We start from the raw sequence: 25736 nt of genomic DNA, 5'->3' as shown, positions 1-25736 counted from the left end.
GGCCCAGAACCCACTCCCGCAGACACTTACCGCTTAACCTGCAGAAATAGGATCACGCGAAGATCGACTCATACACCACGTCCGTGGACGTGACCCCGCCGGCGTGTCACGGCAGTGGCTCTACGACAGTCCCTTCCGAGCTGAGATCGAACGGCTGAGAGAACGACACGTAGGCACATCCTCACGTCGGCCACCCGTGAAGCAGACCTCTTCCGAGGCGTCGCTGCGCGCCCAGAACGAAGCCCTACGCCAACGTCTCAGAGAGCTGCGCAAGGAGAGCGCAGCCCTGAGGGATGTCCTGGAGCGAGCGCTGGGTCTGTTGCGCGAACTCGGCCAATCATCGAACCACGGCTGAGCCCGAGCATCGGGCCCGCCCCAGCGCACTGATAACCCCAACCGACCCGCTGGCCCAGCACCCGACGCAAGACGGCCCGGCGTCTACCACTGGGCGGCGGCGAGCGCGCCGCCCAGCGCGAACCGGAGTAGCCCAGATCTTGCGGATCTTCCCCTGCGGGTCGGGCCGGGCGCGACCTGCGCGGCGCTCTTGGCCGCTACTCGGGCAGGAGCACCGTGCCGATGTCCGAGCAGCGCGCAGATCCCGAGGATGCGCAGCGTCTCCACGTTGGAGGCGCCGAGGAAGATGAACAGGAAGCACAGCACGAACGTCACCCACGGCGTCAGCACACCAAGGCCGCGGTAGGCGCCGAGGAACGCGACGAACTGCCTTGGCACGCCGGGACGCTGTGAGCCTGTGCATCAAACTGTCCTGAGCCACACGCGCACGGCAGGTGCTTCACACGGGCGGGCCCGCCTTGACGCGCCGCACCAGTCGTTCCATCGACCCCCGGTAGCCGTGGAGGTGCTCCAGCCACCATGTGGCGCCCGCGTCGGCGTAGGCCCGGACCGACGAGCCTGGCTCGCTCACCCCGATGACCGCCACCTCGAGGTCGCCCGCCTCTGCGCGGTGCCGGCGCAGCTCGCTGACCTGGGCGGCCAGGGAGTCGGGTGAAAGCGTCATGCGGCCCTCTTGGTCGTCGCCGGAGATGATCCAGCCGTCCCAGCGGGCGGCGCGCCGAAGGGCGCCCGGAGCCGTGCCGCCGATCCACACCGGGACCCGGGGCCGCTGGAGGGGCAGCGGCGCGAGTCGCACCCCGTCGACGGTGTAATGAGCGCCCCGGTGGTGCACCTCGTCGCCGGACCAGAGGGAGGTCATCACGTCGAGTGCCTCGTCGAGCACGACCCCGCCGGGACGCGTTGAGCCGAAGGCGGTGAATTCCTGCCTCACGCCGCCCAGCCCGGCGCCCAGGATCGCGCGGCCGCCGCTCAGCCTGTCGAGCGTCGCCACGGTCTGGGCCAGTCTTTCCGGACGGTGCCGGGCCACGGCCGTCACCGTCGTGCCCAGTCTGATGCGCGAGGTCGCCTGCGCCGCGGCGGCCAGCGCCACCCACGGGTCGGCCGACGGCATGTCCCAGGCGAAGGCCAGATGATCCCACACCAGCACGGCGTCCCACCCGGCGGCCTCGGCCTCCTGGGCGAGGGTGACCAGGTGTGCCGGCTCCGCGAGGTCACCGAGGATCGCGACGTCGATGCCATAACGCATGCTCCCACCCAAGCACCCGGCACCGACAGTTCTGGGGCTGGCACCCAAGACGGGCCACAGTCAGAGTCGCTCCCGAACACCATGCCTTTCTGGACATGTCCACATACCAAACCAAAGGTCAGGCAGCCATTTGATCTTCTTGACTCCAGATAACGCGGTCCGCATCGACCCAGTGCTTGAAGCTGGTGCGCTTGTAGCCTTCCTGGCTCTCGGTGGCGACGGTCAGGTCGGCTACTGCCGCCCGCAGCAGGGGCGGGGGAGCGGCGTGGCGGGCTGCTTGGGCCTGGGCGAGCCCGGCGGGGGTGAAGGTGATGGACAGTGGCGCCAGTGCAGGAAGTGCGTAGCGCAGGGGGAGACGCATGACCCTCCGGAGAAGCCACTATACGCAATTATTCATGTACATAAAGTAGTTTTCGTCACTGCCTCGACGGTAAGAGCCTCATGGCGCATGCGGGCGTCCCCGGGAGCGGTCGTCCAGGGGACGCGATGCCGGACGGGGTCGGGAAGTCGTGAGGGGAACTTCGCGCACGATCCTGGACGACCGATCGCACCAGACGAGACCAGGTAGGAACGCGCCGCCGGCTTCATCCAGGTGGTCCTCGACGCAGGGAATCGTCGCGTCGCGCACCGGGATGCGCCGACGACCTGGCCCCTGCCGTGAAGCTGCGTCGCAATCACGCACCTGCGGCCGGCACGGGAGGCACCGAAGGCGCGGGAGGTCAGGGGATGAGCAGGAAGAACGGCTCGTCGGCGGCCGTGCCGTTCTGGCCAGTGTAGACGAAGATGGAGTTGGGGTGACCGGAACAGGTCGAGCTTTCGACGTTGGTGTAGATCTCGCTGCGCCAGTCGGCGGTGGAGCGCAGGGTGGCGATGGGAACGGCGCGGGCGGCGTTGATGTCAGGGTGGAGCTGGACGCAGTACTTGCCGGTGCTGACCTTGGTGACGCCGGTGACGTTCTTGGAGTTGGTGATGGTGCCGTTGGCGTTGACCTGGGCGGTGGCCTGGGCGTAGGGGGCGATCGGCGGGTCGGCGGCCAGGGCCGGGGTGGCCAGGGCCGCCAGGGACAGGCCGCCGGCGGTGAGGGTGGTGGCCGTGAGGGTGGCGACTTTGCCGATGAGGCGCATGTGGACTGCCTTTCTGTCAGACGTCCCCGGGTGGAACCGGTGCGGTCGTCTGTGATCATGCAGTCCATGCGCTATTACTGTCTGTATCTATATAGTTACTATATGCTACTGAGATTGTCGCGCTGTGCCTGATCGACACCAGGTATGGAGTGCGCAACCAGGATCCCGGCAGGTATGCCCTAATCTTCTCAAGATCAACTCATGGCCGGTTTTACCCCGATCTCGGCTGGACCCGTTGTTCGGCGGTGACGGAGAAGCGGGCGTCGGTGGTGCGGCAGCGGTGCCACGGGCCTGGTCACGTTCGCGCTCGGTCTCGCGTACCCGTTCCTCCCGGCCTCAGGCCTGATGACTTGAGGCACCGGTACGCCGGCGCGTGTCGTCAGGGGTGCTCTGCGACTTCCCGATCGTGGTGGCAGACGGCCTCCAGCATGATGCCGAACGGATCGAGCCAGAAGGTCGCATAGTAGGGCTGCGGGTACTCCGGAAACACGCGGGGCTCGTGCAACACAGTGGCCCCCAGCTCGGTGACCCGTTCATGCGCCGCCTCGACCGCCGAACGGCTCCGCACCATGAAGGCGACATGCTGGAGCCCGGTACGGTGCCGGGAGTAGTCGGCCGGCTCTTTCGCGGGATAGACGAACAGGTAGGCGCCCGGCTTTCCGTTGACCGGCCGGTAGGCGAACTCGTCCTCGGCACTGAAGAACTCCTCGAAACCCAGCAGCGGCATGAGGCTGTCGTAGTAGCTCTTGGCCGTCCGCAGATCAGGAACGTTGATCCCGATGTGACCGATCATGGCAATAACCTCCCTGTCAGCCCTTTCGGGCTACAGCCGGCAGTTCCCATCGAATTCGTCTGTGAGATGTTCGCCTGGAGTGGCTCGGCCTCGCCAACCCCTGGTACGAGCTGCGTCAGCGCCAGGGCGGGCCTACGTGAGCCGGGTGCAGTTGTGGATGGTCATGCTGCCGCTGACCTCGAGGTGCCGAACGCGCAGCACGCCCCCGTTCTTGTCGTAGGCGACCTCGAGCTTCTGACCATCACCTGTGCCCGAATGGCCGGGAGGCTGCCACGGCAGGAACAGATCCACGGGCCCGCTCACGATCGCGGGCACGTTCGTGGCCGCGGCGTCGGCGAGCTCGTCAGGGCTGCTCGCCCGCTCGGGCACCCTCAGCGCGAGGCGGTCGCCCTGCAACGACCAGGTGCCGGACCACATGCCCTGGCCGGACCAGTCGATGAACCAGGTGCCGTCGTCGATCGTGGCCGTGCCCGTACCCGTGTCGCCGCCCGGAGTGGTCGACTCGATCTTCCACTTGCCGCGGATGAAGGCGGCGAACGCCATCGCGGCCGCTCCTCGAGTTGGCCGGCCCTCGGCCGCCCGGGATGTCGATGGCCCCTCACCGAGCCGGTTGTTCAGGCCACATGCCGCCAAGACGGATGCGCCGATGCCCATGCTGAGATAGCGAAGGGCGGTCCGGCGGCCAATGACTTCGGCGACGGCGCCGAAGGTGCGCATGCTCATGTGCTCCACCTGCTTATGACGTCGTGATCGTCTCGACGTCGGAAACCAATGTGACGTACGATCGTCCGTACTTTAATGACGACTCGGCAAATGGAGCAGGCGGAGGGGTCCCAAGGGCCGACCTCGTGCCGTCTGTGGATAAAAACGATCGATCGTATCTTTTGTTGGATGACCTTGCACGGAGAGAGATCCAACCCCTTCTGCCTGCCGATGTAGAGTCCCGCCTAAGCGCAGGCCCATTGTCGTTCCTCGGCCTGGCTTGCGCAAGAGTACGAACGATCGTATCTTTAGCGCATGACGACTTTGTACGCTGAAGGATTCGGACCCCCTCTGCTTGCCCATCCAGAGCGCGACGTGGCTGGTTGGCGCCCCTTGGCGCCGGTTCGCCCCTATGGGTGACAGCCTGGCGGCCGGAACCCATGGCCCGAGCCCGGGCTACGCGAACATGGGCTGGCCCGACCGGCTCGCCAGCATCCTCCGCCGCGTCCAGCCCGACCTGGCGTACCTCAACACCGCCACCATTGGTTCGACGGCGGCCGACACGCTGTCCAGCCGGCTCGGCCGGGTCATGGAGTCCGGGCCCGACCTGCTGCACATCTCGTACGGTACGCACTTCTCCGCCGCAGGCCAGGCCGTGATGGCCGCCGAACGGGTCAAAGCACTGGCGCTGCGCACCGATGAGGAAACGAGCGCGTGAGCTGCACTACTGACCATCACCACGAGGCCGCCGGGATACTGCTCCCTCCGCACCACGACCAGCAGGAATTTCCGATCAGCCCGTACCGGCGAGTGCTCGAGCACCACGCCCAAGATCTGGAGGTCGTCTGCACGGCGGGCGGTCGTGAGCTGACAGGATGTTCCGGAGCGGACGCAATGACGCAGAACGCGAATCCCGAGCAGCGGCAACCTATGCCTCTCAAGAGTGCCAGCACCGGCATTGACGAGATTCCCGGGACCCACCAACGCCGGGTCGAGCTGATCATCGAACAGGTTGAGCGCAACAGCGACCGGGAAGCGCTGCGTTCACTGGCCGCTGTGCCAGCAGTGGTGATCAGAAGGCAGTCACGGACGCGGAAACATTGGGGCCGACCCGAACGGCTGAACCACCTCGCCGGGAGTCGGCGGTAGCCGCTCATTGCCAGCGCACCGAGGCCATGCTGAAGGTTGCGCGTCCAGGACTCAGCCAGCGGCATGGCCGATACAGATGCCTGGCCATGGTTGAGAACGGTGAGGCCGGCATGCGCTCCGCCGTCAGGCGCGGCGAGGCACCCGAGGACCGATAGGCGCCCCAACCCCCGCAAGATCACCTCTGTATCAGCATGGCGGCGGTAACGATGCCCGCCAAGGCTCCTGCCCGTGGCGCGCTGAGGCGCATTCCATCAGCGACAGCAAGGGAAGAAACAGATGATCAATGACTCGCACGGGGACCGCGGCGCGACTGACCGCGCTCCCGCAGAAACTTTGGCGGGCTACCTGAGGCAATGGGAACTGCGGACGCGGATTGCGGGAGAGATATGGGCTCTTCCGGAACAACCGCTTCCCACCGCGATCGCCGACATCGTCCATGGCCTGATTCGTGACGTTCTGCAGGAGGTGGAACGGCAGGCATCGGCCACGACCGTCTCTCTCGCCCTCACGATGGCCGCCGGCGGGATGCGTTTGACGATCAGCGATGACGGTTTGGGGTTGGCGGCGCACCTGTACGAAACCCGTCTGCGCGGACGGCGGGTCGAAGTCGCTAGCGTGGGTGGCCGCCTGAGCATCAATGGCGTACAGGGAGAAGGAACCACAATAAGCGTGGCAGTTCCTCTAATAGCCTATATGTAGAGTAGTGGAGTTGCCCCGGTTCGATAGACACATCAGGGCTTGCGACTACGCGGCAGCATGGTCGAGGTCGAGGTCGTGGGCGTGCTTGAGTGCGTGTCGGCGTTCGTATTCGGCGGGGCTGAACCGGCCGTTGGCGGAGTGACGGCGGCGCGGGTGATAGAACCCCCGATGTAGCTGAACAGGGCCCGCTCAGCTTCTGACCTGGTGTGGAAGGTGCGCCGGTCAATCAGCTCGCACTCCAGCGAGGCGACGAAGCTCTCGGTGATCGCATTTGTCGAAGCACGTCCCGGTACGGCCCGTCGAGGGGCGGACGCCGGCCTGCTCACAGCGGCCAGCCCGGCGGCACGCATCAACCGGGCCACCCGCTTGCGACCCACCCGAGCCCCGTCGAGTTCCCGCGGGTCGGCATGGGTACGCGGCGCCCCGTAGATCTCATCGGATGCCTGGTGATGCACGCAGATCCACTCGGTCAGCTCGGCGTCGCGCCGAGCTCGCGCCGACGGACCGCGCCACTGCCGGGCAGCCCAGGCGTGGTAACCCTGGCGCGACCCACCCAGCACCCGGGCCGGCAGGGAGACCTCCTCGGCGCTGGTCAGGCCGTCCTGGCGACGGTCGTCATCCAGATCGGCCTGGCGGACCCGGTTACGGATCGACTGCGCGGAGGGCTGGAACTCCTTAACCAGCTCCTCGGGCGTCCGTCCCGCGCGCACCAGCTCCGCCATCTGCCGGCCAAACTCCGGCGGATAGTTGTTCGGCACAGCGGACTCCTTCTTCCGGGAACCAGGGTTCCCCAGAGATCAGGTGTCCACCAAACCGGGCCAACTCCACGCCCGCTCGGGGCCACGATGCTGGACACATTCCCACAGAAAGGCACGACAACATGCGATATGTGAGCCTGGGTTCGTCAGGATTGCGGGTTTCCCGGATCTGTCTGGGCATGATGACGTACGGAGATCCGGATTCCTGGGAGTGGCTGCTGCGCGAGGACGCGGCCGAGCCGATCGTGCGGCGTGCGGTCGAGGCCGGTGTGACGTTCTTCGACACCGCCGACATGTATTCGGGTGGCGTGAGTGAGGAGATCACCGGGCGGCTGCTCGGTAAGTTCTTCGCGCGGCGCGAGGACTACGTTCTCGCCACGAAGGTCTACTATCCGATGGGGCCGGGCCCCAATGACCGGGGGTTGTCTCGTAAGCATGTGCTGGCCGCGATCGACGCCTCGCTGTCCCGGCTCGGGACCGATTATGTCGATCTGTACCAGATCCATCGCTGGGATTACGCGACGCCGATCGAGGAGACCATGGAGGCCCTGCATGACGTGGTGCGGGCCGGGAAGGTGCGCTATATCGGGGCCTCCAGCATGTACGCCTGGCAGTTCGCCAAAGCGCAGCACACCGCTCAGCTGGCTGGTTGGACCCGGTTCGTGTCGATGCAGAACCATTACAACCTCGCCTACCGGGAGGAGGAGCGGGAGATGATCCCGCTCTGCCTGGACCAGCGAGTGGGCCTCATCCCGTGGAGCCCGCTGGCGCGTGGGCTGCTCACCGGCAGCCGCCACCGCGACAACCGGCCGAGCACGCTGCGATCCGGCAGCGACGAGCTGGCCGACAGCATGTACCAGGACGCGGACTTCGACGTCGTCGACGCGGTGCTCGGGCTCGCCGCCGAACGAGGTCTGCCACCAGCGCAACTCGCCCTCGCGTGGCTCCTCGCCAGGCCCGGGGTGAGCGCGCCGATCGTCGGGGCCAGCAAGGTGGAGCACTTGGACGACGCGATCGCCGCGGTGGAGGTCTCTCTGAGCGACGAGGAAACGGCCACGCTGGAGGCCCCCTACCGGCCACACCAGATCATCGGGCACGCCTGAACACGGCGATGGCGTGGCCGTCGTCCTCTTGAAGTGGAGACGACGTACCGGCCTCTCTATCGATCACCGGTCGCCACTGGCCTGCCGCGTTTTTCGCTGGGCCGGCCGTCGATCACTGGGAGCCTTCGCGCCGGTCTCCTCGCGCAGGCGCTGGGCGTCGAGCTCAGATTCGGGCCGGAACTCCTGGAGGCGGGACTCGCCGTGGCGACGGCCATACCCGATGGGCGAGCGCGCCTCGCGCCGGGAGCGTCCTTCGCGCCGGCGGTCGCGTGGACGGGCGGGTCACGCCTGGACGAGATCGTCGCCATCCTGGGCCGCTCCCCACGCTGGCCCGAGTAGACGCATCAGTGTCCAGTGCACCTCGTCCGTAGACCGCCGGCAGGTCGCTACCTTGCCGTGTCTAGTCCGGCACTCTGCTCAGGGGCCGGCGTGAGGTCGACCGTGGCCACGCTCATCGTCCACTGAACCATCCAGGGTGCCCAAGCCTATGTCGCCGACGACGTGATCGAGCGCGGCGACCAGCGAATGCGGCCAGCCACTGCTCGAAGTAGTCGTCCGACGAAAGTCGCCGGACCGGGGGAGACTTAGGGCGGACGCGCCCTGAGAGCCACCGGCCAGGGCCACACTGGCCAGCAAGGATGCGCGATTCGCACCGAACTGATCTCCGCAATTCACGCAGGTGATTTAGCATCATTGATCGTGACGTGCCTGAGCGTGTACAGAGACGACGAACGGCCCGAGACTCTGCTGGAGACCGAGGTCCCCGCCGATATCGCGGCGGTGATCAAGGTTATCGAGATCGCCAACAGCCCCATCGCCGGGCGCATCCCGGACTTCGACACCTTCGCGGCCACCCGCCCGGCCAGGACCGGCTGAGCGCCGCCGTGCTCCTGCTCACACAGTCCGAGGTCGAGCGGCTGCTCCCGCCCTCCGACTACATCGACCTGATCGAGGACGCGTTCGCCACCTATGCCCGCGGCGAGAACTCGCCGAGCCGCCTGTCCCACCTCGACAGCCCGCCCGGAGAGTTCCACATCAAGGCCGCCGGGCTCGGCGGGGTCGTCGCCGTCAAGATCGGCGCTTGCTTCTACGACCGGCCCGCCACGCTGGGCCTACCGAGCATCGTCGGCGTCATCGCGCTGTTCGACGCGGTCAACGGCCAGCCGCTGCTGTTCCTGGAGTCGGCCACGGTCACCCGGTTGCGCACGGCGGCGGCGACCGCGGTGGCCGTGCGCCACCTGGCGCGGCCAGACGCCGCCACGCTGGCCGTCCTCGGCACCGGCGCCCAGGCCTCGGCGCACATCGCCGCGATCCGCGCGGTTCGGCCGATCGAGCGGACCCTCGTGTGGGGGCGCGACCCGGTGAAGACCACGCGCTTCGCAGAGGAGCACGGGGCCGAGGCCGCCCCCACACCGTCCTACGCGAGCCTGCCCGCCGACGTCGTCGTCACCTTGACCCCGTCCACCCGCCCCTTCCTGGGCCTGGCCGACGTGCGGCCGGGCACGCTGGTGGCGGCCGTCGGCTCCGACGCGCCCGGCAAGCGCGAGCTCCACGACGACCTGCTCGCCGCGGCCACGCTGATCACCGACGTTACCCACCAGTGCGCCGAGGTCGGGGAGTTGCACCATCGCCCGGAGACACCGGTACGGGCCGAGCTGGGCGAGGTCGTGCTGGGCGTGAAGACGGGCCGAGAGCGGGCGGACGAGATCGTGGTCTTCGACTCCACCGGCACCGCGATCCAGGACGTGGCCGCCGCCCGGGCACTCCATGCCGCCGCCACGAAACGCGGCGCCGGCCATGCTCTTCCTTTGTGGGAGTGACGATCCAAATAGGCGCGCCTGGACGGCGAAACATACCTCACCGAGTGGAGGGCGTCCAGGCCGTAGGCGGGGTGGCGACAGCCGGGCGGGGTCTGTAGCGAGCCAGTCGGCGATGAACTGCAGGAGTTCGGCGAGTTCGATGGCGTCGGTGGTGTCGAGGCTGGTGGAGGGCATGGTGGTCTGGTCAGACCGCCGGCTCGTGACGGAGTTGCACGTGGCCGCAAGGCCCGCTCGGCGTGGACGCCCCGCTGATGCGCGGACATCTGAACGCCCTGCTCCTCAGTCCAGGGGCAGAGGGCGGCGGGGCACGGGCGCGGCGTGGACCAGGGACGTGGTTGTGTGCCCGTACGGAGTGAACAGGTCGAGGATCGGTTCGAGCTCGACGACCGACCGCAGGTGCATCAGGAAGAAGAAGCAGTCCTCGCCGGTCATCCGGTAACACTCGACGATCTGCGGAACCTCCTGCGCGATCTTCGAGATGCGCTGCAGTTCCCGGATCGCCGGACGGACCCTGACCATCACCGTGACCGGAAAACCCGCGGCCCGCGGATCGACCTCGGCGTGATAGCCGGTGATGACCCCCGCCTCCTCCAGCCGCTGCACCCTCTCGGCCACCGCCGGCGGTGACAGAGCGACCCGGCGGCCCAGCTCGGCGAAGCTCACCCGGCCGTCCATTTGCAGTTCGGTGAGGATCCGAAGGTCGAGGGCGTCCATCGCCTTCGGTTCGTACGCCCGCTCGGGTCTGATCTTTCGATTGGCCATTCTTCCAGGGTACGGATGGCCCGACCATGGCGTCATGCCTGTGGCCCGGCCTCGCGCCGTCCTCCGGGCGACGCCTCCGTGGACCTACTTCGTGGGGAGCGCCGTCTTTCATTACCTCGGTCCCGCCTTCGCGGTGCTCCTGTTCGCCACGCTGGCGCCTCTCGCCGTCGCGGCGCTGCGCATCTGGAGCGCCGCTCTCGTCTTCGTGCTCTGGCGCCGTCCCTGGCGCGCTCTCGCCGGGCTCGACGCCGGGGGCCGGGTCACGATCGCCGCCTGGGGCGTGGTGCTCGCGGCCATGAACGTCTGCTTCTACCTGGCCATCGCCCGCGTGCCCCTGGCGACCGTCGCGGCGATCGAGTTCCTGCCGGTCATCGTCCTGGCGGCGCTCGGGGCACGTACGATACGCAACCTCGTCGCGCTGGCGGCGGCCATCGGCGGCGTCCACACGCTGACCGAACTCCGATGGGACGGCGAACCGCTGGGACTGGCGTTCTCCTTCGCCAACGCGGCTCTGTTCGCCGCCTATATCGTCCTGGCGCACCGGGCCGCTCGGCGGCCTGGGGTGGTCAGCGGCATCGACGGGCTGGCCCTCGCCATGCTCGTGGCCTCTGTGGCCGTCGCGCCGCTGGGCCTGTGGCAACTCGCGGGCGCTGCGCTCGGCCCTGTCACGCTGGCCGCCGGGCTGGGGGTGGGGATCTGTTCGTCCGTGATCCCGTACGTGTGCGATCAGCTGGCCCTGGCGCGTATGGCTCGCTCGACGTACGCGCTGCTGGTGGCGCTGCTGCCGGCCACGGCGACCGTGATCGGCGTCGTCGTGCTCCGGCAGCCCTTCTCGGCCGCAGAGCTGGCCGGGGTCGCGCTGGTGGTGTTCTCGGTCGCCGTCCACCGGGAGTCCCGGCCGGCCATGGCGGCCGCGAAGAAGTCCGTCCCGATTTCCGAGAAAGAAGACACACGATGCGATACGTGAGGCTGGGCACGTCAGGGCTGCGGGTCTCCCGGATCTGCCTGGGCATGATGAGCTACGGCGACCCGCGCAACCGCAAATGGCAATTGCCCGAGGACGAGGCCGAGCCGATCGTGCGGCGCGCGGCCGAGGCCGGCGTGACGTTCTTCGACACGGCCGACACCTACTCGCGCGGCGTCAGCGAGGAGATCACCGGACGGCTGCTCGCCAAGCTCTTCGTCCGGCGCGACGACTACATCCTGGCCACCAAGGTCTATTTCCCGACGGGGACCGGCCCCAACGACCAGGGGCTGTCGCGCAAGCACGTGCTGGCCGCCATCGACGCCTCACTGACCAGGCTGGGCACCGACTACGTCGATCTCTACCAGATCCACCGCTGGGACCCCGACACGCCCGTCGAGGAGACGATGGAGGCCCTGCACGACGTCGTCCGGGCCGGCAAGGCGCGCTACCTCGGTGCGTCCAGCATGTATGCCTGGCAGTTTGCCAAGGCCCAGAACGTTGCCGAAAGGGCCGGCTGGACACGGTTCGTGTCGATGCAGAACCACTACAACCTCGTCTATCGGGAGGAGGAACGCGAGATGATCCCCCTCTGCCTGGACCAGGGGGTGGGCGTGATCCCGTGGAGCCCGTTGGCGCGCGGGCTGCTCACCGGCAGTCGCCGGCGCGACGGCGAGAGCCGCACGGTCCGCTCGGCCGGCGACCTGCTGGCCGAGACGATGTACGAGGAGTCCGACTTCGACGTCGTGGACGAGGTGTGCGCGCTGGCCCGCGAGCGGGACGTGCCTCCGGCGCAGATCGCCCTCGCCTGGCTGCTCGGAAAGCCGGGGGTCAGCGCTCCGATCGTCGGGGCGACCAAAGTGGGCCACCTGGACGACGCACTCGGGGCGCTGGAACTGTCCCTGAGCGAGGAGGAGACGAGCCGCCTGGAAGCCCTCTACCGGCCACACCGGATCATCGGCCACTCCTGAACCTGTCGCGCCTCACTGGCGGATGGACGGCCTGATCAGTGCCGGTGAGCCTCTTCACCGAAGGCGTTCTAAGGCTATCGCCGTCCTGCAGGACGACGTGTTCACCCACAGATGAATACGCCTCAGTGGTTCTGCGCTCGACGGTGCCTCAGACGCTCACCGGTTCGATGCTCTGGGCCGGCAATCAGCTCAGAGCGTTGCCGAGTTCCTTGCACGGGTGGATGTTCTCGACCGTGAGCACGTTCATGGCTCGGGCGAACACCTTCGCTCGCGACCCAGTAATCGTCATGATCGGCGCGCTGCCTCTCGATCAGGATCTGGCTCCGCAAACCGGTCCAATGATCCACGAGACCCTCCCTATGTCCGCCGTGCCTTGTGAAAAAATGCGATCGATCGTACTTTTATCGGTGATCGTGTTCGGGCGATTCGCCCGAGTGCGTACGCCGTGCGGTCAAGGAGGTGATCACATGATCCGCAAGGACACCGGCTGGACCTGAGTCCAGAGTTGAGTGAGAACGGCCGGCTTCACTCCTTCGGTGGAGCCGGCTTCCCGCGAAGCGCGTGTGCGGAGAGTGGATGAGTCGTCTGGCGACGGGTGAGGAACAGCCGGCAAGCTACCGGAATCTCTTCGGATCGGTCGAATATCGCGGGGTCTTGGCCGCGAGCGCGCTCTCCTGGATGGGAGACTACCTCTGCAGGGCTGCCGTGGCGCTGCTCGTCTTTGATCACACCGGCTCGGCGCTGGCCTCGGCGGCGGCCTTCGCCGTGGGATATCTGCCGTGGCTCATTGCGGGGCCCGTGCTCGCGGCAGTCGCCGAACGCTGTCGCTCGCGGACGGTGATGATCTCATGCGATCTGGTCAGAGCCACGCTCATCGGGCTGATGGCCCTTCCCGGCGCACCGATTCCGGTCCTGCTTCTGTTGCTGTTTGTCAGCGGGTTGCTCGCTCCGCCGTTCGAGGCCGCCCGTTCCGCTCAGCTCCCACACATTCTCACCGGCGACCGGTATGCGCTCGGCCTCGCCTTCAACAACACGATCTCCAACATCTGCCAGGTCTTCGGGTACGCGGCCGGCGGGGCGGTCGCGGGCTACAGCCCCCATGCGGCGCTGCTCCTCAACGCCGGCACTTTCCTCGGCTCGGCGTTCCTGTTACGCCACTACGTCAGGCTTCGGCCGGCGACGCTCGCGGCCTGCCGCCGCACCGGACTGTGGCGAGAGACCTGGCAAGGGTACAGCGTCGTCTTCGGCGACCCCGTGATGCGAGCGATCGCCCTCATCGTCTTCACCACCGTCACCTTCGTGGTCGTACCGGAGGGGCTTGCGGCGGCATGGGCGTCCGAGCTCAACGGCGACGGCGGCGCTCAGGGGCTCATCATGGCCGCGAATCCCCTCGGCGTCGCCATCGGCGGCCTGCTTTTGAGCCGACTGCTGAGCTTGCGGACCCGAATCCGGCTAATCCGCTCGCTGGCTCTCCTGGCTCCGCTCACCCTGTTCCCCGCGCTGTTCGACCCGCCGCTCGTGGGCGTGCTGTTCCTGGTCACCGGCTCCGGCATAGTGATGGCATTGCTGCTACCTGCCGCCCAAGCACTGTTCAGAGCCGTACTGCCGACCGAGTACCGGGCTCGGGCGTTCGGCGTGATGAACAGTGGCGTGCAGGTTGCCCAGGGTGCCGCGATCCTGGCCACCGGCGCCCTCACCGAACGCTTCCCCACCTCAACCGTTGTCGGCGCATGGTGCGGCGCTGGGGTCCTGCTGATCCTCCTCGTGGCCTTCCAGCCACTCACCCTAAGGGCACGGTCGGCACCTACGACGTGAGCGGAGCCGCGGGCGGGATGCGCAGTCAGCTTCTCGGCCGCAAACGACTCTGTTGGCCGATAGGGCCGGGGTTCATGCCGCCGACCGAGGTTGGCTCTTAGTTGCAAACGATCAACGCAACACTGCTAGTGGATGGGTGGGTCGTGGCTCGGACGGGTCGGCCGGGAAGGTCGGACGCGATGAAAGAGGACTTGTGGCGGCGGTGGCGCGCGGGTGAGTCCATCAGCGTGATCTCTCGGGCACTGGGCAAGCCTCCGGGGTCGGTTTTCACGGTGCTGAAGCACCATGGCGGCATCGCGCCGGCCGCTCGGGTACGCCGAGCCGACCGTCTGAGCGCCGAGGAGCGGGAATCGATCTCTCGCGGCCTCGAGGCTGGAGCCTCACTACGGTCGATCGCCGTGTCGATCGGCCGCCCGGCGTCCACAGTGAGCCGGGAGGTCGCCCGCAACGGCGGCCGGGTGCCCCGCGCCTCGGCCACGATGGGATCGCGCACGGCTAGCGCGAGCCGGCTCGCCCGCTCGCCAGCAGAGCCGTCGCCGATTTCCGGCTCAGCCCGGTCAGGCGCAGTTCCGGCTGATTCGGGGCCAGGAAGGCGGCTTCGTCGTCTCGGGCTGCGAAGATGATGACGATGGGCTCGGCGCGCAGTCGGCGGGCTGCGAACAACAGCGTGTCCATCGACTCCCGGTCCAGCCAGTGGGCGTCGTCCACCAGGCACACCAGGCACACCAGGGGCTGATCTGCCGCCAGTGCCGTCAGCAGGCTCAGAGTAGCAAGTCCGATGAGGAAACGGTCGCCGGGCGCGGCCCTGCCCAGACCCAGGGCGCTCATCAGGGCCCCCGCCTGCTGTTCCGGCAGCGCCTCGATATGGTGAAGCGTTGGATGGAGCGCCAGATGGAGGGCGGCGAACGGCAGCTCTGCCTCCGACTCCACGCCACTCACCCGCGGGACACGTGCCTCGGCAGTGGCGGTCGCATATGTCAGCAGAGCGCTCTTGCCTATCCCCGCCTCGCCCCTTAGGACCGGCACACCCATGCGATCGGTAAGCAGCCGGTCGATTGTTGCCTGTTCCGCGCGGCGACCGTGGAGCAGGTGCGGCGGCAGGTTTGACCCTGGCGGCGGATCGAGGAACGTGGCAAGCAGCACATCCGGGCGGAGACGCAAATGTGGAGATAATTCTGGACGAGACGGACCCTCGGCCGAGGATCGCGTCGTCGCCGGATGCCCGCCGAGAGCGCGGGTCGAGCCGGTTTCTCGAGAGCTCGCACGGGTCGTCCGCAGCCAGACCATCGTTGCCCAGCAGCTGCGGAGGGCGCTCGACAGCCGCACTTTGATCAATCATGCCGAAGGCACCCAGGCCGAGCGGTACGGCATCTCCGCCACGTGAGCCTTCGCCATCTTGCGGGACAGCGCTCACCACGGTCAGCCGGCGTTTCGCGATCTCGCCCGGTGCGTCGTCGAGAGCGCCGCCGACATCCCGTCGGCCCTCCGGCGGCTCCTCGTGATCTCGTTCCCGAGGAGCCGATGATCTGGTGGTACTGATAGCGGAGAACAGGTAGTCCCGCACACCCAGGGCACCTGGCCGCCATGGCTCCATGACCGGCTCGCTTGCCACGTCGCCCCTGGTATCACTTCCCAGATCACCGGCAGATCACGGCGGGGTGCGGATCCCGCACTCAACCAGCAGATCTGGTACGCATCAGGCTACGTGGGAGATGCCACGGGCGACTGGCACTTTACGTGTCGAGCCGGTCCGGTCCCGGCGGCCGATATGAGGAGGGCAATACCGAGCAGTGCGCGGGGAAGGTTCGCCACCTCAGGCCGGGAGCCCGTCGAACGCTCGGCGAACCTTGTCCGCGACGCCCGCCTCACCAAGCCGCATGGCGATGTTGGCGGCGTTGAGCAGCGCGTCCATCTGGAACGCTGTGAACTCGGGGTCGCAATCGGCGATCTCCCCGGCGGCGATGGCCTGAGACAGTTGCTCGGCGAGCAAGGCCAGCCATGTCCGCCGCTGGTGTGCCAAGATGTCACGGACCGGCCCTGGGCGGCTGTCGAAGTCCGGGAGGTTGGCCGCCCAGAAGCAGCCGCCGGGAAAGAGCGGCGCTTCGGCGTAGGCGATCCACCGGTCGATCAAGGCCCTCAGCCGGGCAGCGCCCGGCGCCGCCGCCGACGCCGGCTGGACCACCGCTTCTCGAAAGACCTCGCCCGCCATCTCGGCCGTGGCGACCTGAAGCTGCTCCTTGGTAGGAAACAGCGTCGCCACCCCACCCTTGCTCAATCCCACGTCAGCCGCGAGTCGGCCGAAAGACAAGCCGCTCAAACCCTCAACGGAGGCCACGTCCACCGCGTGACGAGTGATCATTGTTCTGGAGCGGGCCCCACGCGCCACGCGCCGATCGCCGTTCACGTTCATCCTCCCTCGCGTCAGTGACCCTACGAACGACCGTACTCTTTCCTGATTGTGGCAGCAATCAGGCGGGTCTGCCTACTCGGCTCTGGCCATGGTGTCAGTTCACCGCCGTTCGGATCGTGGGCAGTTGACCGGCCACCCGCACCGCTCGGCGGTGCTTCTGCATCTGCAGGGGTATGGGGCTGGCGGCCGGTTACCGGTGGCAGACGGCTTCCAGAGTGACGCCGTCAGGGCCTTCCCAGAACGTGGCGTAGTAGGTGGGACCGTACTGCGGGAACTCCTGGGGCGCGTCGAGCACCTTTGCACCCCGCTCGACATGGGGTCGAAAAGGCGCGGCCGCAGATGCCGATGGACAGCTTGCGCTTCTCGAAGTGGGCGAGGAATCCATCCCATTCCTCCTCGGTGGGGGTGCGGTACTCGGCGCTGGGCGTTCGGAGCGGCGCCGGGCGATGAACGCGCGGTAGGCCTCGATTGCTTCTCGGGGCCGGCGGCTTTGTAACGCATCGTGGTCTCGATGCTCTCGTGGCCGGCGATGACCTGGGCGATATGCGGTGGGAGACCGTTCATGATGGCGTCAGTGACGAAGATTCGGCGAAAGTCGTGAGGGGTGAAGCGCAGGGGCAAGCTGGAATCGTCGGTCAGCCCGGTGGCGGTCAGGGTCTTGTTCAGCAGCGCTTTGATCGCTGCGGGGGCGATGCCTCTGATCTCGCTGCCCGTGCGTCGCTGAAAAAACAGCGGCAGGGAGGGTGACCAAGTTCGCTCGTGGCGGTCGTGGGCGGTGACCAGCGAGATCATGCCAGTTGTGCTGCGGACCCGCTGGACCACCACGCTGAGCACGTCGGCGAGTTCGGGACTGGTCAGCAGCATGCGTTCCGCGTCGGACTTCGACGGCGCGATCTGTAACAGTGGGACGAATTCGCCGGTTGAGGGCAGCCTGTACTCGGTGATGGCGTGATGGGGCAGCTCCAGCAGTTCCTCCACCCGCACCCCGGTATGGCGGAGGGTCTCGATGATGGCCCGGGCCCAGAAGGCTTCGTCCTCCTCGGTGGTCAGGTCGCGGCGGCGCCCGGTGGCCGGGTCGACGGCCCAGACCGGAGGCGTTAGCCGACGTTCTTCGGCCGGGCTCGACGCCGCCCCGCAGTACGCCGAGTAGCTCCGCGGGGCGTACGCCGTTGGAGACCCCGAACGCCACCAGCGCTCGGTCGCGGTTCGATCGCAGTCTGGCGAACACCTCGTCGAACATCCGGTCAGCGGCCGCCTTATTCGCGTCCGAGACTCGATGACGCTCGCCAAGTACGAACTCATCGACGCGGAGAAGGCCCGTCACTCGATCGCGCGGATGTGCGCCTGGCTCGAGGTGTCCCGCTCGGGCTGCTACGAGTGGCGTGAGCGGCCGGCCTCGGCCACCGCACAACGCCGGACCCTGCCGGCCGCTGCGGTCGCCGAGATCTTCGCCGGCTCGCACGAGACCTATGGCTACCGGCGCATGCACGCCGCCCTGGCCCGCCGTGGCGAGCACTGCTCCGCCGAGCTGGCCCGTGCCCTGATGCGCGAACAGGGCCTCATCCCGGCCCAGGTGCGGGCGTTCCGGCCGGCCACCACCGGCGCCTGCATTCGGCGCTCGGCTACCGGCCGCCTTTGGAGGTCCTCAACGAGTCCCTCTCAGCCCGAACGGCCGCACAGGCTACGCCCATAAGACGGCTGCCCGGAATCACCGTGGCCCCTCACACGCCCATGCCTTGCTTGCCATGGACACTCCTCGGAAAGGGCTCATTCAATTAATTGATTGATTAGTATGCGTCGTATGTCTTCATCAGAGGAGTCGCGGCCGGACGAGCGCGGGCCGACGGCGGAGGGAACGCGCCAGCGCATCCTCGCCGCGGCCGTCGCCGAGTTCGGGGCCAAAGGCTACTCGGGGGCCCGGACGGCGGGTATCGCCGCGCGGGCCGGCGTCAACCAGCAGCTCATCTCCTACTACTTCGGTGGCAAGCAGGGGCTGCTCGACGAGCTCCGGCGCCGGTGGCAGGAGGTGCAGGCGGAGATCGTCCTCCCAGGGGCGTTGTTCGCCGAGTCGCTCGGCGCGCATCTTGACGCAACGCTTGACCAGCCCGACTGGGCCAGGCTCGTGGTTCGGCAGGCACTGGGAGACTGCCCGTTCGCCGACGCCGAGGAGGGCAGGCGGCAGGCGGAGCGGCAGCGGGAGGCGATGGCGGCGGCGGTGGCCAAGACCCGCCGACGCCAGGAGGAGGGCGAGGTCCGCGGCGGACTCGACCCTGCGTTCGCGCTCCTGGCCGCCTACGCGATCATTTTCGCGCCCATTACGATGCCGCAGTTCGTCCAAGACATTCTCGGTGGCGACCCGCTGTCACCCGAGATCCGCCAGGTCCTGCGCACCCAGCTCGTCAAGCTGCTCACAGAGAATTAGGAGAGAGGCTCCACACGATGGTCACTGTTGTTTTCGGCGCCCGGGGAAACGTCGGCCGCCATGTCGCCGCAGGTCTGACCGCTTCCGGTGTGCCGGTCCGGCTGACGAGCAGGACACCGGACGTCTCTCATGTCGTGGCGGATCTGGATGTGCCGGAAACGTTGCCTGCCGCACTGGAGGGGGCGTCGCAGGTTTTTCTCTATGCCAAACCTGCGGGCATCGAGGGGTTCGTGACGGCCGCTCGTTCGGCCGGGGTGCGGCACGTGGTGTTGCTTTCGTCCGGAGCGGTCGTGCAGCCCGGCGCCGACCGCAATCCGATCGCGCGGGACCATCGCATCGTGGAGTCGGCCCTGGAGGAGTCAGGGCTGTCCTGGACCTTCATCCGTGCGGGGATGTTCGCGACCAACACCCTCTGGTGGTGGAGGCGGGCCATCAAGGGTGGGGAGGCTGTGCGACTGCCGTACCCGGAGGCGATGACGGCTCCCGTCAGCGAACGGGACATGGCCGCCCTCGCGGTGACGGCGCTGACCGAGCGAGGGCACGGACGACAGGCGTACACATTGTACGGGCCGCAGGCGCTCACCCTGCGCGAGCAGGTCGGACACATCGGCGCGGCCATCGGCAGGCAGATTCCGATCGAGGTGGTCACACCCGAACAGGGGCGGGCCGACCTGGAAAGGACGATGCCCGCGATGGGAGTAGAGGCGGTCCTGCGCGCGTGGGCGGCGGGCTCCGAAGCCGACCCCGAGACCTCCGTCATCGTCGAAAAGCTCACCGGACGGCCCGCACAGACCTTCGCAGAATGGGCACGGGACCACGCCGCCGATTTCCGCTGACCGCTGACCGCTGACCGCTGGATGAGTAAGTCCTAAGTCCTGTCAGTGGTCGTACGCGATCAGGGATCGGGTGATGGGCTGGCCGGTGTGGCGGTTGCGCCAGAGGGCGGCGGTCAGGGCGAGGATGCGCTGGCCGATCCGGGCGCCGGTCCCGGTGGCGGTGCGGGCGCCGTGCAACTCCACGTCCAACTGGCCTTTGAGAGTGTCGTTGACGGACTCGATGAGCTGGCGGATGGGTTTGAGGAAGTGTTCTGCCGGGTGGGGGTGCGGTTGCGGTAGGACGAGCGCAGCAGCCGTACGCCGCGCTCGGCCAGGAAGGTGTCCAGTTCGGCGGAGACGTAGCCCTTGTTGTCGACGATGATCAGTAGGCCGGGCCGTTCGGTGAGCAGTTGGGGATCGTGGTCACAGATCGCCATGAGCACCTGACGCTCGTCGATGTTCGGGGTGGCCAGGGCCCAGGTGATGAGCAGCCCGGCGGGGTGCAGATCAGGTGCAGGCGCAGACCCCAGAACCAGCGGGAATAGGAAGGGCAGTAGCCGTAGCCGGCCCAGCCGGCCAACTGCGAGCGGCGGGTGGGGCGGGAGCGGCCGCACTCGACGGGTGTGGAGCGGCCACCCAGGCCGGGTCGCTCCATAGATCGGTGTCGCGGGCCAGTTCCCGGATGGCCCGCTTGAGCAGCGGCAGGGCTTTGTGCAGGCGTTTGTTGTAGCCGGATTGGCCGGGCAGGACCTGAGTCACCGCGAGAGTGAGCAGTTCGGCATCGGTGAGCTTGGGCGGCCGTCCTAACTGGGGCGATTTATCCAGCCAGCCGTCGATGGCCACGTACAGTGCGGTGAGAAGGGTGTTGAGGTCGTTCGTCACACATCGATCCTCGACACCCTTCGTCGTACCTGCACCCCAACCCGGCTTAAGACTTACTCGTCCAGCGGTAGTCTGTCGGATCAAGTTTTCGGATGGGCAGGGATGGGTTGCGGGGGCTCCCGCTCGGGCACCCTCAGCGCGAGGCGGTCGCCCTGCAACGACCAGGTGCCGGACCACGTGTCCTGGCCGGACCAGTCGATGAACCAGGTGCCGTCGTCGATCGTGGCCGTGCCCGTACCCGTGTCGGCGCCTGGAGTGGTCGACTCGATCTTCCACTTGCCGCGGATGAAGGCGGCGAACGCCATCGCGGCCGCTCCTCGAGTTGGTCGGCCCTCGGCCGTCCGGGATGTCGATGGCCCCTCGCCGAGCCGGTTGTTCAGGCCACATGCCGCCAAGACGGATGCGCCGATCCCCATGGTGAGATAGCGAAGGGCGGTCCGGCGGCCGACGACCACGGCGACAGCGCCGAAGGTAACGACCGTTCATAACATACGATCGTTCGTGTCCCGATGGCAGCTGAGAAGCAGGGCGCAGGATGGAAGCTGCATCGTTGCAGTTAAGTACGATCGATCGTATCTTTTGATGGTGACGACTTTGCATGGAGAAGGATCCGACCCTTTTGCCTGCCGGTGCAGAGCTCCACCTGGCTGGTCGGCGCACCGTGGCGCCGGTTCGCCGCGATGGGCGAAAGCCTGGCGGCCGGCACGCATGGCCCGAGCCCGGGATACGCCGACATGGGCTGGTGTGACCGGCTCGTGGGACTCCTCCGCCGCGTGCACCCCGCCCTGGCCTACCTGAACACCGCCGGCGTCGGCGCCAGCCCGATCTCCCCGCGCTCGAACGGACCATGCGGCAGCTCTTCCAGCGCGGTGCGGCGACCGGCGCGCTGCTGACGACGTTCACTCTGGGCAGGGCGTTCGTCGTGGCGGGCTTCCCGGACTGGCACGACCGGGTACGCGCCCTCAACGCAATCATCCGCGCACAGGCCGCCGAGCATGGCGCGGTGCTGGTCGACATGTGGGACCACCCGGTCAACGACCGGCCGGACCTGCTGAGCGCCGACAGGATCCACTTCTCGGCCGCCGGCCAGGCCGTGCTGGCCGCGGAGCTGGTCAAGGCCCTGGCGCTGCGGATCGACGCAGAGGCGAGCGCTTGAGTGCGGGCCCGCACATCATGGCGGGCCGAGCCGAGGGTGACGCCCAGCGCGCTCATGATCACCTGGTCCCTGGCGGCGTATGGCGGAGGGAGAACCTATGGCGGACCCGGCACGTCCTGGATTGCTGCCACGATGTCGTAAGTACGATCGTTCGTAAGGCGAACGAGGCGAAGGAGAGGATGGCATGACCGGCGATCAGCGCGTGACGCGTGGAATGCGCTCCAGAAGTACGATCACTCGTCGCGCCGTCGACGTGGCCTCCATTGAAGGTCTGAGCGGCTTGTCTTTCGGGAGTCTCGCGGCTGATGTAGGGCTGAGCAAAGGCGGCGTGGCGGCGCTGTTTCCCACCAAGGAGCAACTCCAGGTCGCCACGGTCGAGTCCGCGAGAGAGGTGTTTCTGGAGGCGGTCGTCCAGCCGACGTCAGCTGTGCCGTCTGGCGCCGCCCGGTTGAAGGCTCTGATCGAACGATGGATCGCCTACGCCGAAGCGCCACTCTTTCCCGGCGGCTGCTTCTGGGCGGCCAACCTCCCGGACTTCGACAGCCGTCCGGGTCCGGTCCGCGACAGTCTGGCGCGCCAGCGGCGCTCCTGGCTGGCCCTGCTCGCCGAGCAGGTGTCCCAGGCCATCGCCGCCGGGGAGGTCACCGGTCTCGACCCCGAGCTCACAGCGTTCCAGATCGACGCCCTGCTCAACTCCGCCAACATCGCCATGCGCCTTGGTGAGACGGGTGGCGCGGACAAGGTCCGCCGTGTGATCGACGGGCTTCTGGCCTGAGATGGAGAACGACTCCCGATCGATGGTGCCCAGCGGATCATCGGACAGAACGAGCGGCTCCCGCCGGGGCGCGGCGACGGCCCGCGCCTCGACAGGAGAGCCAAGCGGGCACGTATCAGGAGGTGGTGCCGGTGATCGTGCTCGCGTAGTGCTCGGCGATCTCGTCGCTGGTCGTCAGCCACACGCCTTCGTGGCCAGCGATGTATGCGAGCGCCTGGTCGAGGTACTTCGCCCGGAATGCCTGGCCGATGACGAACGGGTGCAGCGCCAGCGCCATCACGCGACCACTCTCGGCGGACTCGGCGTACAGCTGGTCGAACTGGTCGGTGACCATCTGCGCGAAGTCGGCGCCGCTCTTGCCGTGCATGGTGAAAATGCCCAGATCGTTGAGTTCCAGCGAGTACGGCACGCTCAGCATGCCCGGCACGTTCAGCCGATACGGCTGGTCGTCGTTGGTCCAGTCCAGCACGTAGTCCAGCCCGAGCTCGGCCAGCAGAAACGGCGTCTGGAACGTCTCGGTGAGTGCGGGCCCCAGCCAGCCGCGCGGCCGCTGCCCAGTGACCTTGGTAATGGTCTCCACCACCTCGGTCAGGTAGACGCGCTCGTCGCCGACGTCGGCCTGCAGAGTGGAGTTGTTCTTGCCGTGGGCCAGCCATGCCCAACCACGGGCGTTGCCGGCCTCGACGATCTGCGGATACTGCTCGCATACGTCAGCGTTGAGCAGCACGCTCGCCCGGATTCCGTGCCGGTCGAGGACGTCCATCACCCGCCAGATGCCCACCCGGGGCCCGTAGTCGCGCCAGCCATAGTTGAGCGGGTCCGGCACAAGAGTCGCGGTGGCCTCGTTGATGCTGGTGGAGGGGTGGTCGATCGTGAAGTGCTCGACGTTGAGGCCCACATAGAAGGCGACGCGCGCGCCTCCGGGCCAGGTGATCGGCTCGCGTCCGACGATCGGGCTGTAGCCGAACAGGGTGTTCTCCATGATGTTTCCTCTCGGATCACTGCACCGGCCCCGGCAAGAGGGCTTTGCACTGATCACGGTAGAAATCCGGACCGGGCGCCACGAGGGTCGAAGACGTCATCAGGTGGGCCAAAGGCGCCAACCACTGTGTTGCGATACCTGGTCCGCCCGGTGGGGGAGGGCCCTCTTCTTTACGGAGTACGGCGTTCATGATGAACAAGGCGATGCTCGACGGTGCGGTGGCCGACAACGTCAAGGACACCGTCTCGCCCCACCTGACCCGCCTGCTGATCCGCGCCGGCCTTGCGGCGGGCCTGGATCAGCGACGGCTGGCCGGTGTTCCTGGCCTCGCCGTGCTTGACGAGGACGGCATCCGTATCCCCACCGTGACCTGCCTGCGGATCTGGGAAGTCATGTCCGGGGCGACGTGGCAGGCGGGCGGCAGCAAGCGGGTCATGGAGCTGTGGCAGCCGGGCGCGCTGGGCGTGTGGGACTACCTGTTCTCCTTCTCCGGTGACCTCGGCGACGCGCTGGCCGCCTGCAGCCGCCACTTCACGGCCATCGCCGACCCCGCCGACAAGCTCGTCCTTACCGCCCGGGAGGACGGCGTGACGGTCACCTATCAGGGCCCCTACCGCGATCACGAGCAGTATCCGCTGATCGCGGAACTGGTGCCGCACATGCTGCTTCAAGTGGCTAGCTCGGGTGCCGGGCGCCGGCTGGCTCCGGCGCGCATCCGGCTGCCGAACTCCGCACCCAGACTCTCCCAGCACCATGTGGAGCTGTACAACACCTCGAAGATCGAGTATGAGGCCGGCGACCCATCGATCACTTTCACCGAAGCGGACGTACACGCGCCGCTGCTGCGCGCCGATCCTGCGCTCGCGGCCATCATGGACGAGCATGCGCGACTGTCCACGGCGGCCGCCCGGCCTGTGCTGGGCTGGCTCGACCGTTTCCAGGCCGCCCTCCAGGCTGCCGTCGCCGACGGCCCGCCGAACCTCGACCTTGTGGCTCATCGCTTGGCCATGAGTGCCCGGACCCTCCAGCGCCGACTGCGCGAGGAGGGCACCACGTGGCGGGAGGAGTTGGAGCGGCTTCGGCAGAGCCGGGTGGACCGTCTGTTGCGGGAGAGTTCGCTCAGCGTCGAGTCCATCGCCGCTCGGGTCGGCTTCACTGACTCCCGCGCCCTGCGGCGCGCCATTCACCGCTGGTACGGTCACGGCCCGGCCGCGATCCGCGCCAGCGGCCCCACCTAGTGGGCGCTGGTCCCGGGTTCAGGTGCCGCACCAGGTGGGGGTGTTCTCGCCGGTGAGGCGGCGGGCCATAACGTCGATCATGGCGATGTGGATCATCGCCTCGGAGCGGTCGGGGCGGGCTTCGTAGTCGCGGGCCAGGTGGTGGCGCAGCATCAGGCGGCCGAGGGTGCGTTCGGCTGCCCAGCGGCGTGGCAGTGGGGTGAAGCTTGTGGTGGCGGGTTCGCGGGTGACGATTTCGACGTCGATGTCGAGGGCGGCGGCGCGGCGTTCGGCGCGCCGGGCGGTCAGGACGGGTTCGGCGAGCGCCCATCGGGCGTCGGGCGAATCGCTGGGATACGGGCGCGGTTCGGCCGTGCCTTGGCGTACTGCCGGGTGAAGTTGCCGGCCAGGTGGCCATCCGGCCGTCGATCAAAGGTGGGCGAGGTCCTGCATGTCGGGATGAGACGGGGTTCTTCTAGCCAAGACGGGTGAGGTATGCCTGCTCCGATCGCCCTCTGTATCTCAGGACGGCACAAAACGGGTGCCCGTCCGGTGATCGATTCAAGGAACAGGGCGGCAGATATACCGCCATCTATGGTCTAAACGCCCACTAGATCGGCCTCTAGGTCTAGAGGGTCGGTTCCTAGGGTGACCACGCTGAAAGTATCGGCGGCACGGCGTACCGTGGGCGCCAGTGGCAGACCGCGCGCCTTGTCAACGACGGCCGAATCCTGGATCAGGCACACATTCCGTGATGGGGCCCGGGTCAGTCGGTCAGCAGCATGCGTTTGCGCAGGAGATCGAGGTTGGCGCGGCC

At 67.6% G+C, this 25736-nt stretch carries 30 protein-coding genes and 3 pseudogenes; 17 read left to right on the top strand and 16 right to left on the bottom strand.

All coding sequences use genetic code 11. The features are described from left to right. Positions 1-438 precede the first annotated feature (438 nt). From AB0H75_RS49525 to AB0H75_RS49500, 6 genes are all read right to left on the bottom strand, one after another. Positions 439-732, bottom strand: a complete 294-nt coding sequence (locus tag AB0H75_RS49525; RefSeq protein WP_367808947.1) for a hypothetical protein — start codon at positions 730-732, stop codon at positions 439-441. 61 nt (positions 733-793) lie between these two features. Next, the gene (locus AB0H75_RS49520; protein WP_367808945.1) at positions 794-1600 is read right to left on the bottom strand and encodes an LLM class flavin-dependent oxidoreductase; all 807 of its coding nucleotides are present in this window, start codon (positions 1598-1600) and stop codon (positions 794-796) included. Between the two features lie 118 nt (positions 1601-1718). After that, positions 1719-1961, bottom strand: coding sequence for a hypothetical protein (locus tag AB0H75_RS49515; RefSeq protein WP_367808943.1), 243 nt, complete (start codon positions 1959-1961; stop codon positions 1719-1721). Positions 1962-2319: 358 nt separating this feature from the next. Then, positions 2320-2724 (bottom strand): hypothetical protein, encoded by a 405-nt coding sequence (locus AB0H75_RS49510; RefSeq protein ID WP_367808941.1) that lies wholly within the window; start codon positions 2722-2724, stop codon positions 2320-2322. Positions 2725-3103: 379 nt separating this feature from the next. Further along, a complete protein-coding gene (locus AB0H75_RS49505) occupies positions 3104-3517 on the bottom strand; it encodes a VOC family protein (protein WP_367808939.1) in 414 nt (137 codons plus the stop codon). A gap of 132 nt (positions 3518-3649) precedes the next feature. Continuing rightward, complete coding sequence (locus tag AB0H75_RS49500; RefSeq protein ID WP_367808937.1) at positions 3650-4240, bottom strand: hypothetical protein; 591 nt, start codon at positions 4238-4240, stop codon at positions 3650-3652. 391 nt (positions 4241-4631) lie between these two features. Between AB0H75_RS49500 and AB0H75_RS49495 the strand changes: the two genes are divergently transcribed. Together AB0H75_RS49495 and AB0H75_RS49490 are read left to right on the top strand one after the other, a co-directional pair. Continuing rightward, a complete protein-coding gene (locus tag AB0H75_RS49495) occupies positions 4632-4937 on the top strand; it encodes a hypothetical protein (protein ID WP_367808935.1) in 306 nt (101 codons plus the stop codon). Positions 4938-5644: 707 nt separating this feature from the next. Continuing rightward, positions 5645-6067, top strand: coding sequence for a hypothetical protein (locus tag AB0H75_RS49490; RefSeq protein ID WP_367808933.1), 423 nt, complete (start codon positions 5645-5647; stop codon positions 6065-6067). A gap of 45 nt (positions 6068-6112) precedes the next feature. On the opposite strand, the pseudogene AB0H75_RS49485 reads toward AB0H75_RS49490, so the two are convergent. Then, a pseudogene (locus AB0H75_RS49485) lies at positions 6113-6789 on the bottom strand (IS3 family transposase). A 158-nt stretch (positions 6790-6947) separates the two neighbouring features. Here AB0H75_RS49485 and AB0H75_RS49480 point away from each other — a divergent pair. From AB0H75_RS49480 to AB0H75_RS49465, 4 genes are all read left to right on the top strand, one after another. After that, positions 6948-7928 (top strand): aldo/keto reductase, encoded by a 981-nt coding sequence (locus tag AB0H75_RS49480; protein ID WP_367808931.1) that lies wholly within the window; start codon positions 6948-6950, stop codon positions 7926-7928. A gap of 33 nt (positions 7929-7961) precedes the next feature. Beyond that, complete coding sequence (locus AB0H75_RS49475; RefSeq protein WP_367808929.1) at positions 7962-8267, top strand: hypothetical protein; 306 nt, start codon at positions 7962-7964, stop codon at positions 8265-8267. A gap of 375 nt (positions 8268-8642) precedes the next feature. Then, positions 8643-8804, top strand: a complete 162-nt coding sequence (locus tag AB0H75_RS49470) for a hypothetical protein (RefSeq protein ID WP_367808927.1) — start codon at positions 8643-8645, stop codon at positions 8802-8804. Between the two features lie 8 nt (positions 8805-8812). Then, the gene (locus AB0H75_RS49465; RefSeq protein ID WP_367808925.1) at positions 8813-9748 is read left to right on the top strand and encodes an ornithine cyclodeaminase family protein; all 936 of its coding nucleotides are present in this window, start codon (positions 8813-8815) and stop codon (positions 9746-9748) included. A gap of 279 nt (positions 9749-10027) precedes the next feature. On the opposite strand, the gene AB0H75_RS49460 is transcribed toward AB0H75_RS49465, so the two are convergent. Further along, positions 10028-10510, bottom strand: a complete 483-nt coding sequence (locus AB0H75_RS49460; protein ID WP_367808923.1) for an Lrp/AsnC family transcriptional regulator — start codon at positions 10508-10510, stop codon at positions 10028-10030. Between the two features lie 34 nt (positions 10511-10544). Here AB0H75_RS49460 and AB0H75_RS49455 point away from each other — a divergent pair, with 34 nt between their 5' ends. The 5 genes and pseudogenes from AB0H75_RS49455 to AB0H75_RS49435 all read left to right on the top strand — a co-directional run. Continuing rightward, a complete protein-coding gene (locus AB0H75_RS49455) occupies positions 10545-11477 on the top strand; it encodes a DMT family transporter (protein WP_367808921.1) in 933 nt (310 codons plus the stop codon). After that, on the top strand, positions 11465-12445 hold the full coding sequence (locus AB0H75_RS49450; RefSeq protein ID WP_367808919.1) for an aldo/keto reductase: 981 nt from the start codon (positions 11465-11467) through the stop codon (positions 12443-12445). Before AB0H75_RS49455 ends, AB0H75_RS49450 begins: the two co-directional genes overlap by 13 nt. Before the next feature lie 233 nt (positions 12446-12678). After that, on the top strand, positions 12679-12942 hold the full coding sequence (locus AB0H75_RS49445) for a hypothetical protein (RefSeq protein ID WP_367808917.1): 264 nt from the start codon (positions 12679-12681) through the stop codon (positions 12940-12942). Between the two features lie 79 nt (positions 12943-13021). Next, the gene (locus AB0H75_RS49440) at positions 13022-14260 is read left to right on the top strand and encodes an MFS transporter (RefSeq protein ID WP_367808915.1); all 1239 of its coding nucleotides are present in this window, start codon (positions 13022-13024) and stop codon (positions 14258-14260) included. 179 nt (positions 14261-14439) lie between these two features. Beyond that, positions 14440-14697 (top strand): annotated as a pseudogene (locus AB0H75_RS49435) (helix-turn-helix domain-containing protein); the annotation flags it as partial. 58 nt (positions 14698-14755) lie between these two features. On the opposite strand, the gene AB0H75_RS49430 reads toward AB0H75_RS49435, so the two are convergent. The 3 genes and pseudogenes from AB0H75_RS49430 to AB0H75_RS49420 all read right to left on the bottom strand — a co-directional run. Next, positions 14756-15403, bottom strand: a complete 648-nt coding sequence (locus tag AB0H75_RS49430) for an ATP-binding protein (RefSeq protein WP_367808913.1) — start codon at positions 15401-15403, stop codon at positions 14756-14758. Positions 15404-16073: 670 nt separating this feature from the next. Next, a complete protein-coding gene (locus AB0H75_RS49425; protein ID WP_367808911.1) occupies positions 16074-16664 on the bottom strand; it encodes a TetR/AcrR family transcriptional regulator in 591 nt (196 codons plus the stop codon). Between the two features lie 549 nt (positions 16665-17213). Continuing rightward, positions 17214-17972, bottom strand: a pseudogene (locus AB0H75_RS49420) (tyrosine-type recombinase/integrase); the annotation flags it as partial. Here AB0H75_RS49420 and AB0H75_RS49415 point away from each other — a divergent pair. From AB0H75_RS49415 to AB0H75_RS49405, 3 genes are all read left to right on the top strand, one after another. Further along, a complete protein-coding gene (locus AB0H75_RS49415) occupies positions 17947-18363 on the top strand; it encodes an IS3 family transposase (protein WP_367808909.1) in 417 nt (138 codons plus the stop codon). The pseudogene AB0H75_RS49420 and the gene AB0H75_RS49415 sit on opposite strands and share 26 nt — an antisense overlap. Positions 18364-18471: 108 nt before the next feature. Beyond that, positions 18472-19092, top strand: coding sequence for a TetR family transcriptional regulator (locus tag AB0H75_RS49410; protein WP_367808907.1), 621 nt, complete (start codon positions 18472-18474; stop codon positions 19090-19092). Between the two features lie 17 nt (positions 19093-19109). After that, complete coding sequence (locus AB0H75_RS49405; protein ID WP_367808905.1) at positions 19110-19928, top strand: NAD(P)H-binding protein; 819 nt, start codon at positions 19110-19112, stop codon at positions 19926-19928. A 42-nt stretch (positions 19929-19970) separates the two neighbouring features. Here the strand turns inward: AB0H75_RS49405 and AB0H75_RS49400 are convergent, their stop codons facing one another. From AB0H75_RS49400 to AB0H75_RS49390, 3 genes are all read right to left on the bottom strand, one after another. Further along, positions 19971-20117 carry a hypothetical protein gene (locus tag AB0H75_RS49400; protein WP_367808903.1) on the bottom strand — a complete coding sequence of 49 codons (147 nt, stop codon included), beginning with the start codon at positions 20115-20117 and terminating at the stop codon, positions 19971-19973. Between the two features lie 297 nt (positions 20118-20414). Continuing rightward, a complete protein-coding gene (locus tag AB0H75_RS49395) occupies positions 20415-20789 on the bottom strand; it encodes a hypothetical protein (RefSeq protein ID WP_367808901.1) in 375 nt (124 codons plus the stop codon). A gap of 80 nt (positions 20790-20869) precedes the next feature. Further along, on the bottom strand, positions 20870-21094 hold the full coding sequence (locus AB0H75_RS49390; protein WP_367808899.1) for a hypothetical protein: 225 nt from the start codon (positions 21092-21094) through the stop codon (positions 20870-20872). Between the two features lie 542 nt (positions 21095-21636). Between AB0H75_RS49390 and AB0H75_RS49385 the strand changes: the two genes are divergently transcribed. After that, entirely contained in the window at positions 21637-21945 is a 309-nt protein-coding gene (locus AB0H75_RS49385) for a GDSL-type esterase/lipase family protein (protein WP_367808897.1), read from the top strand. A 184-nt stretch (positions 21946-22129) separates the two neighbouring features. Beyond that, positions 22130-22720 carry a TetR/AcrR family transcriptional regulator gene (locus AB0H75_RS49380; RefSeq protein WP_367808895.1) on the top strand — a complete coding sequence of 197 codons (591 nt, stop codon included), beginning with the start codon at positions 22130-22132 and terminating at the stop codon, positions 22718-22720. Positions 22721-22835: 115 nt separating this feature from the next. On the opposite strand, the gene AB0H75_RS49375 is transcribed toward AB0H75_RS49380, so the two are convergent. Continuing rightward, positions 22836-23702 carry a polysaccharide deacetylase family protein gene (locus tag AB0H75_RS49375; RefSeq protein WP_367808893.1) on the bottom strand — a complete coding sequence of 289 codons (867 nt, stop codon included), beginning with the start codon at positions 23700-23702 and terminating at the stop codon, positions 22836-22838. Positions 23703-23890: 188 nt separating this feature from the next. On the opposite strand from AB0H75_RS49375, the gene AB0H75_RS49370 reads away from it, so the two are divergent. Further along, the gene (locus AB0H75_RS49370) at positions 23891-24940 is read left to right on the top strand and encodes a helix-turn-helix domain-containing protein (protein WP_367808891.1); all 1050 of its coding nucleotides are present in this window, start codon (positions 23891-23893) and stop codon (positions 24938-24940) included. 18 nt (positions 24941-24958) lie between these two features. Here the strand turns inward: AB0H75_RS49370 and AB0H75_RS49365 are convergent, their stop codons facing one another. Continuing rightward, entirely contained in the window at positions 24959-25093 is a 135-nt protein-coding gene (locus AB0H75_RS49365) for a hypothetical protein (protein ID WP_367808889.1), read from the bottom strand. Positions 25094-25736 lie beyond the last annotated feature (643 nt).

The organism is Nonomuraea sp. NPDC050783, assembly GCF_040802095.1.
GTDB lineage: Bacteria > Actinomycetota > Actinomycetes > Streptosporangiales > Streptosporangiaceae > Nonomuraea.
This window is presented reverse-complemented; position numbering and strand designations above follow the sequence as displayed.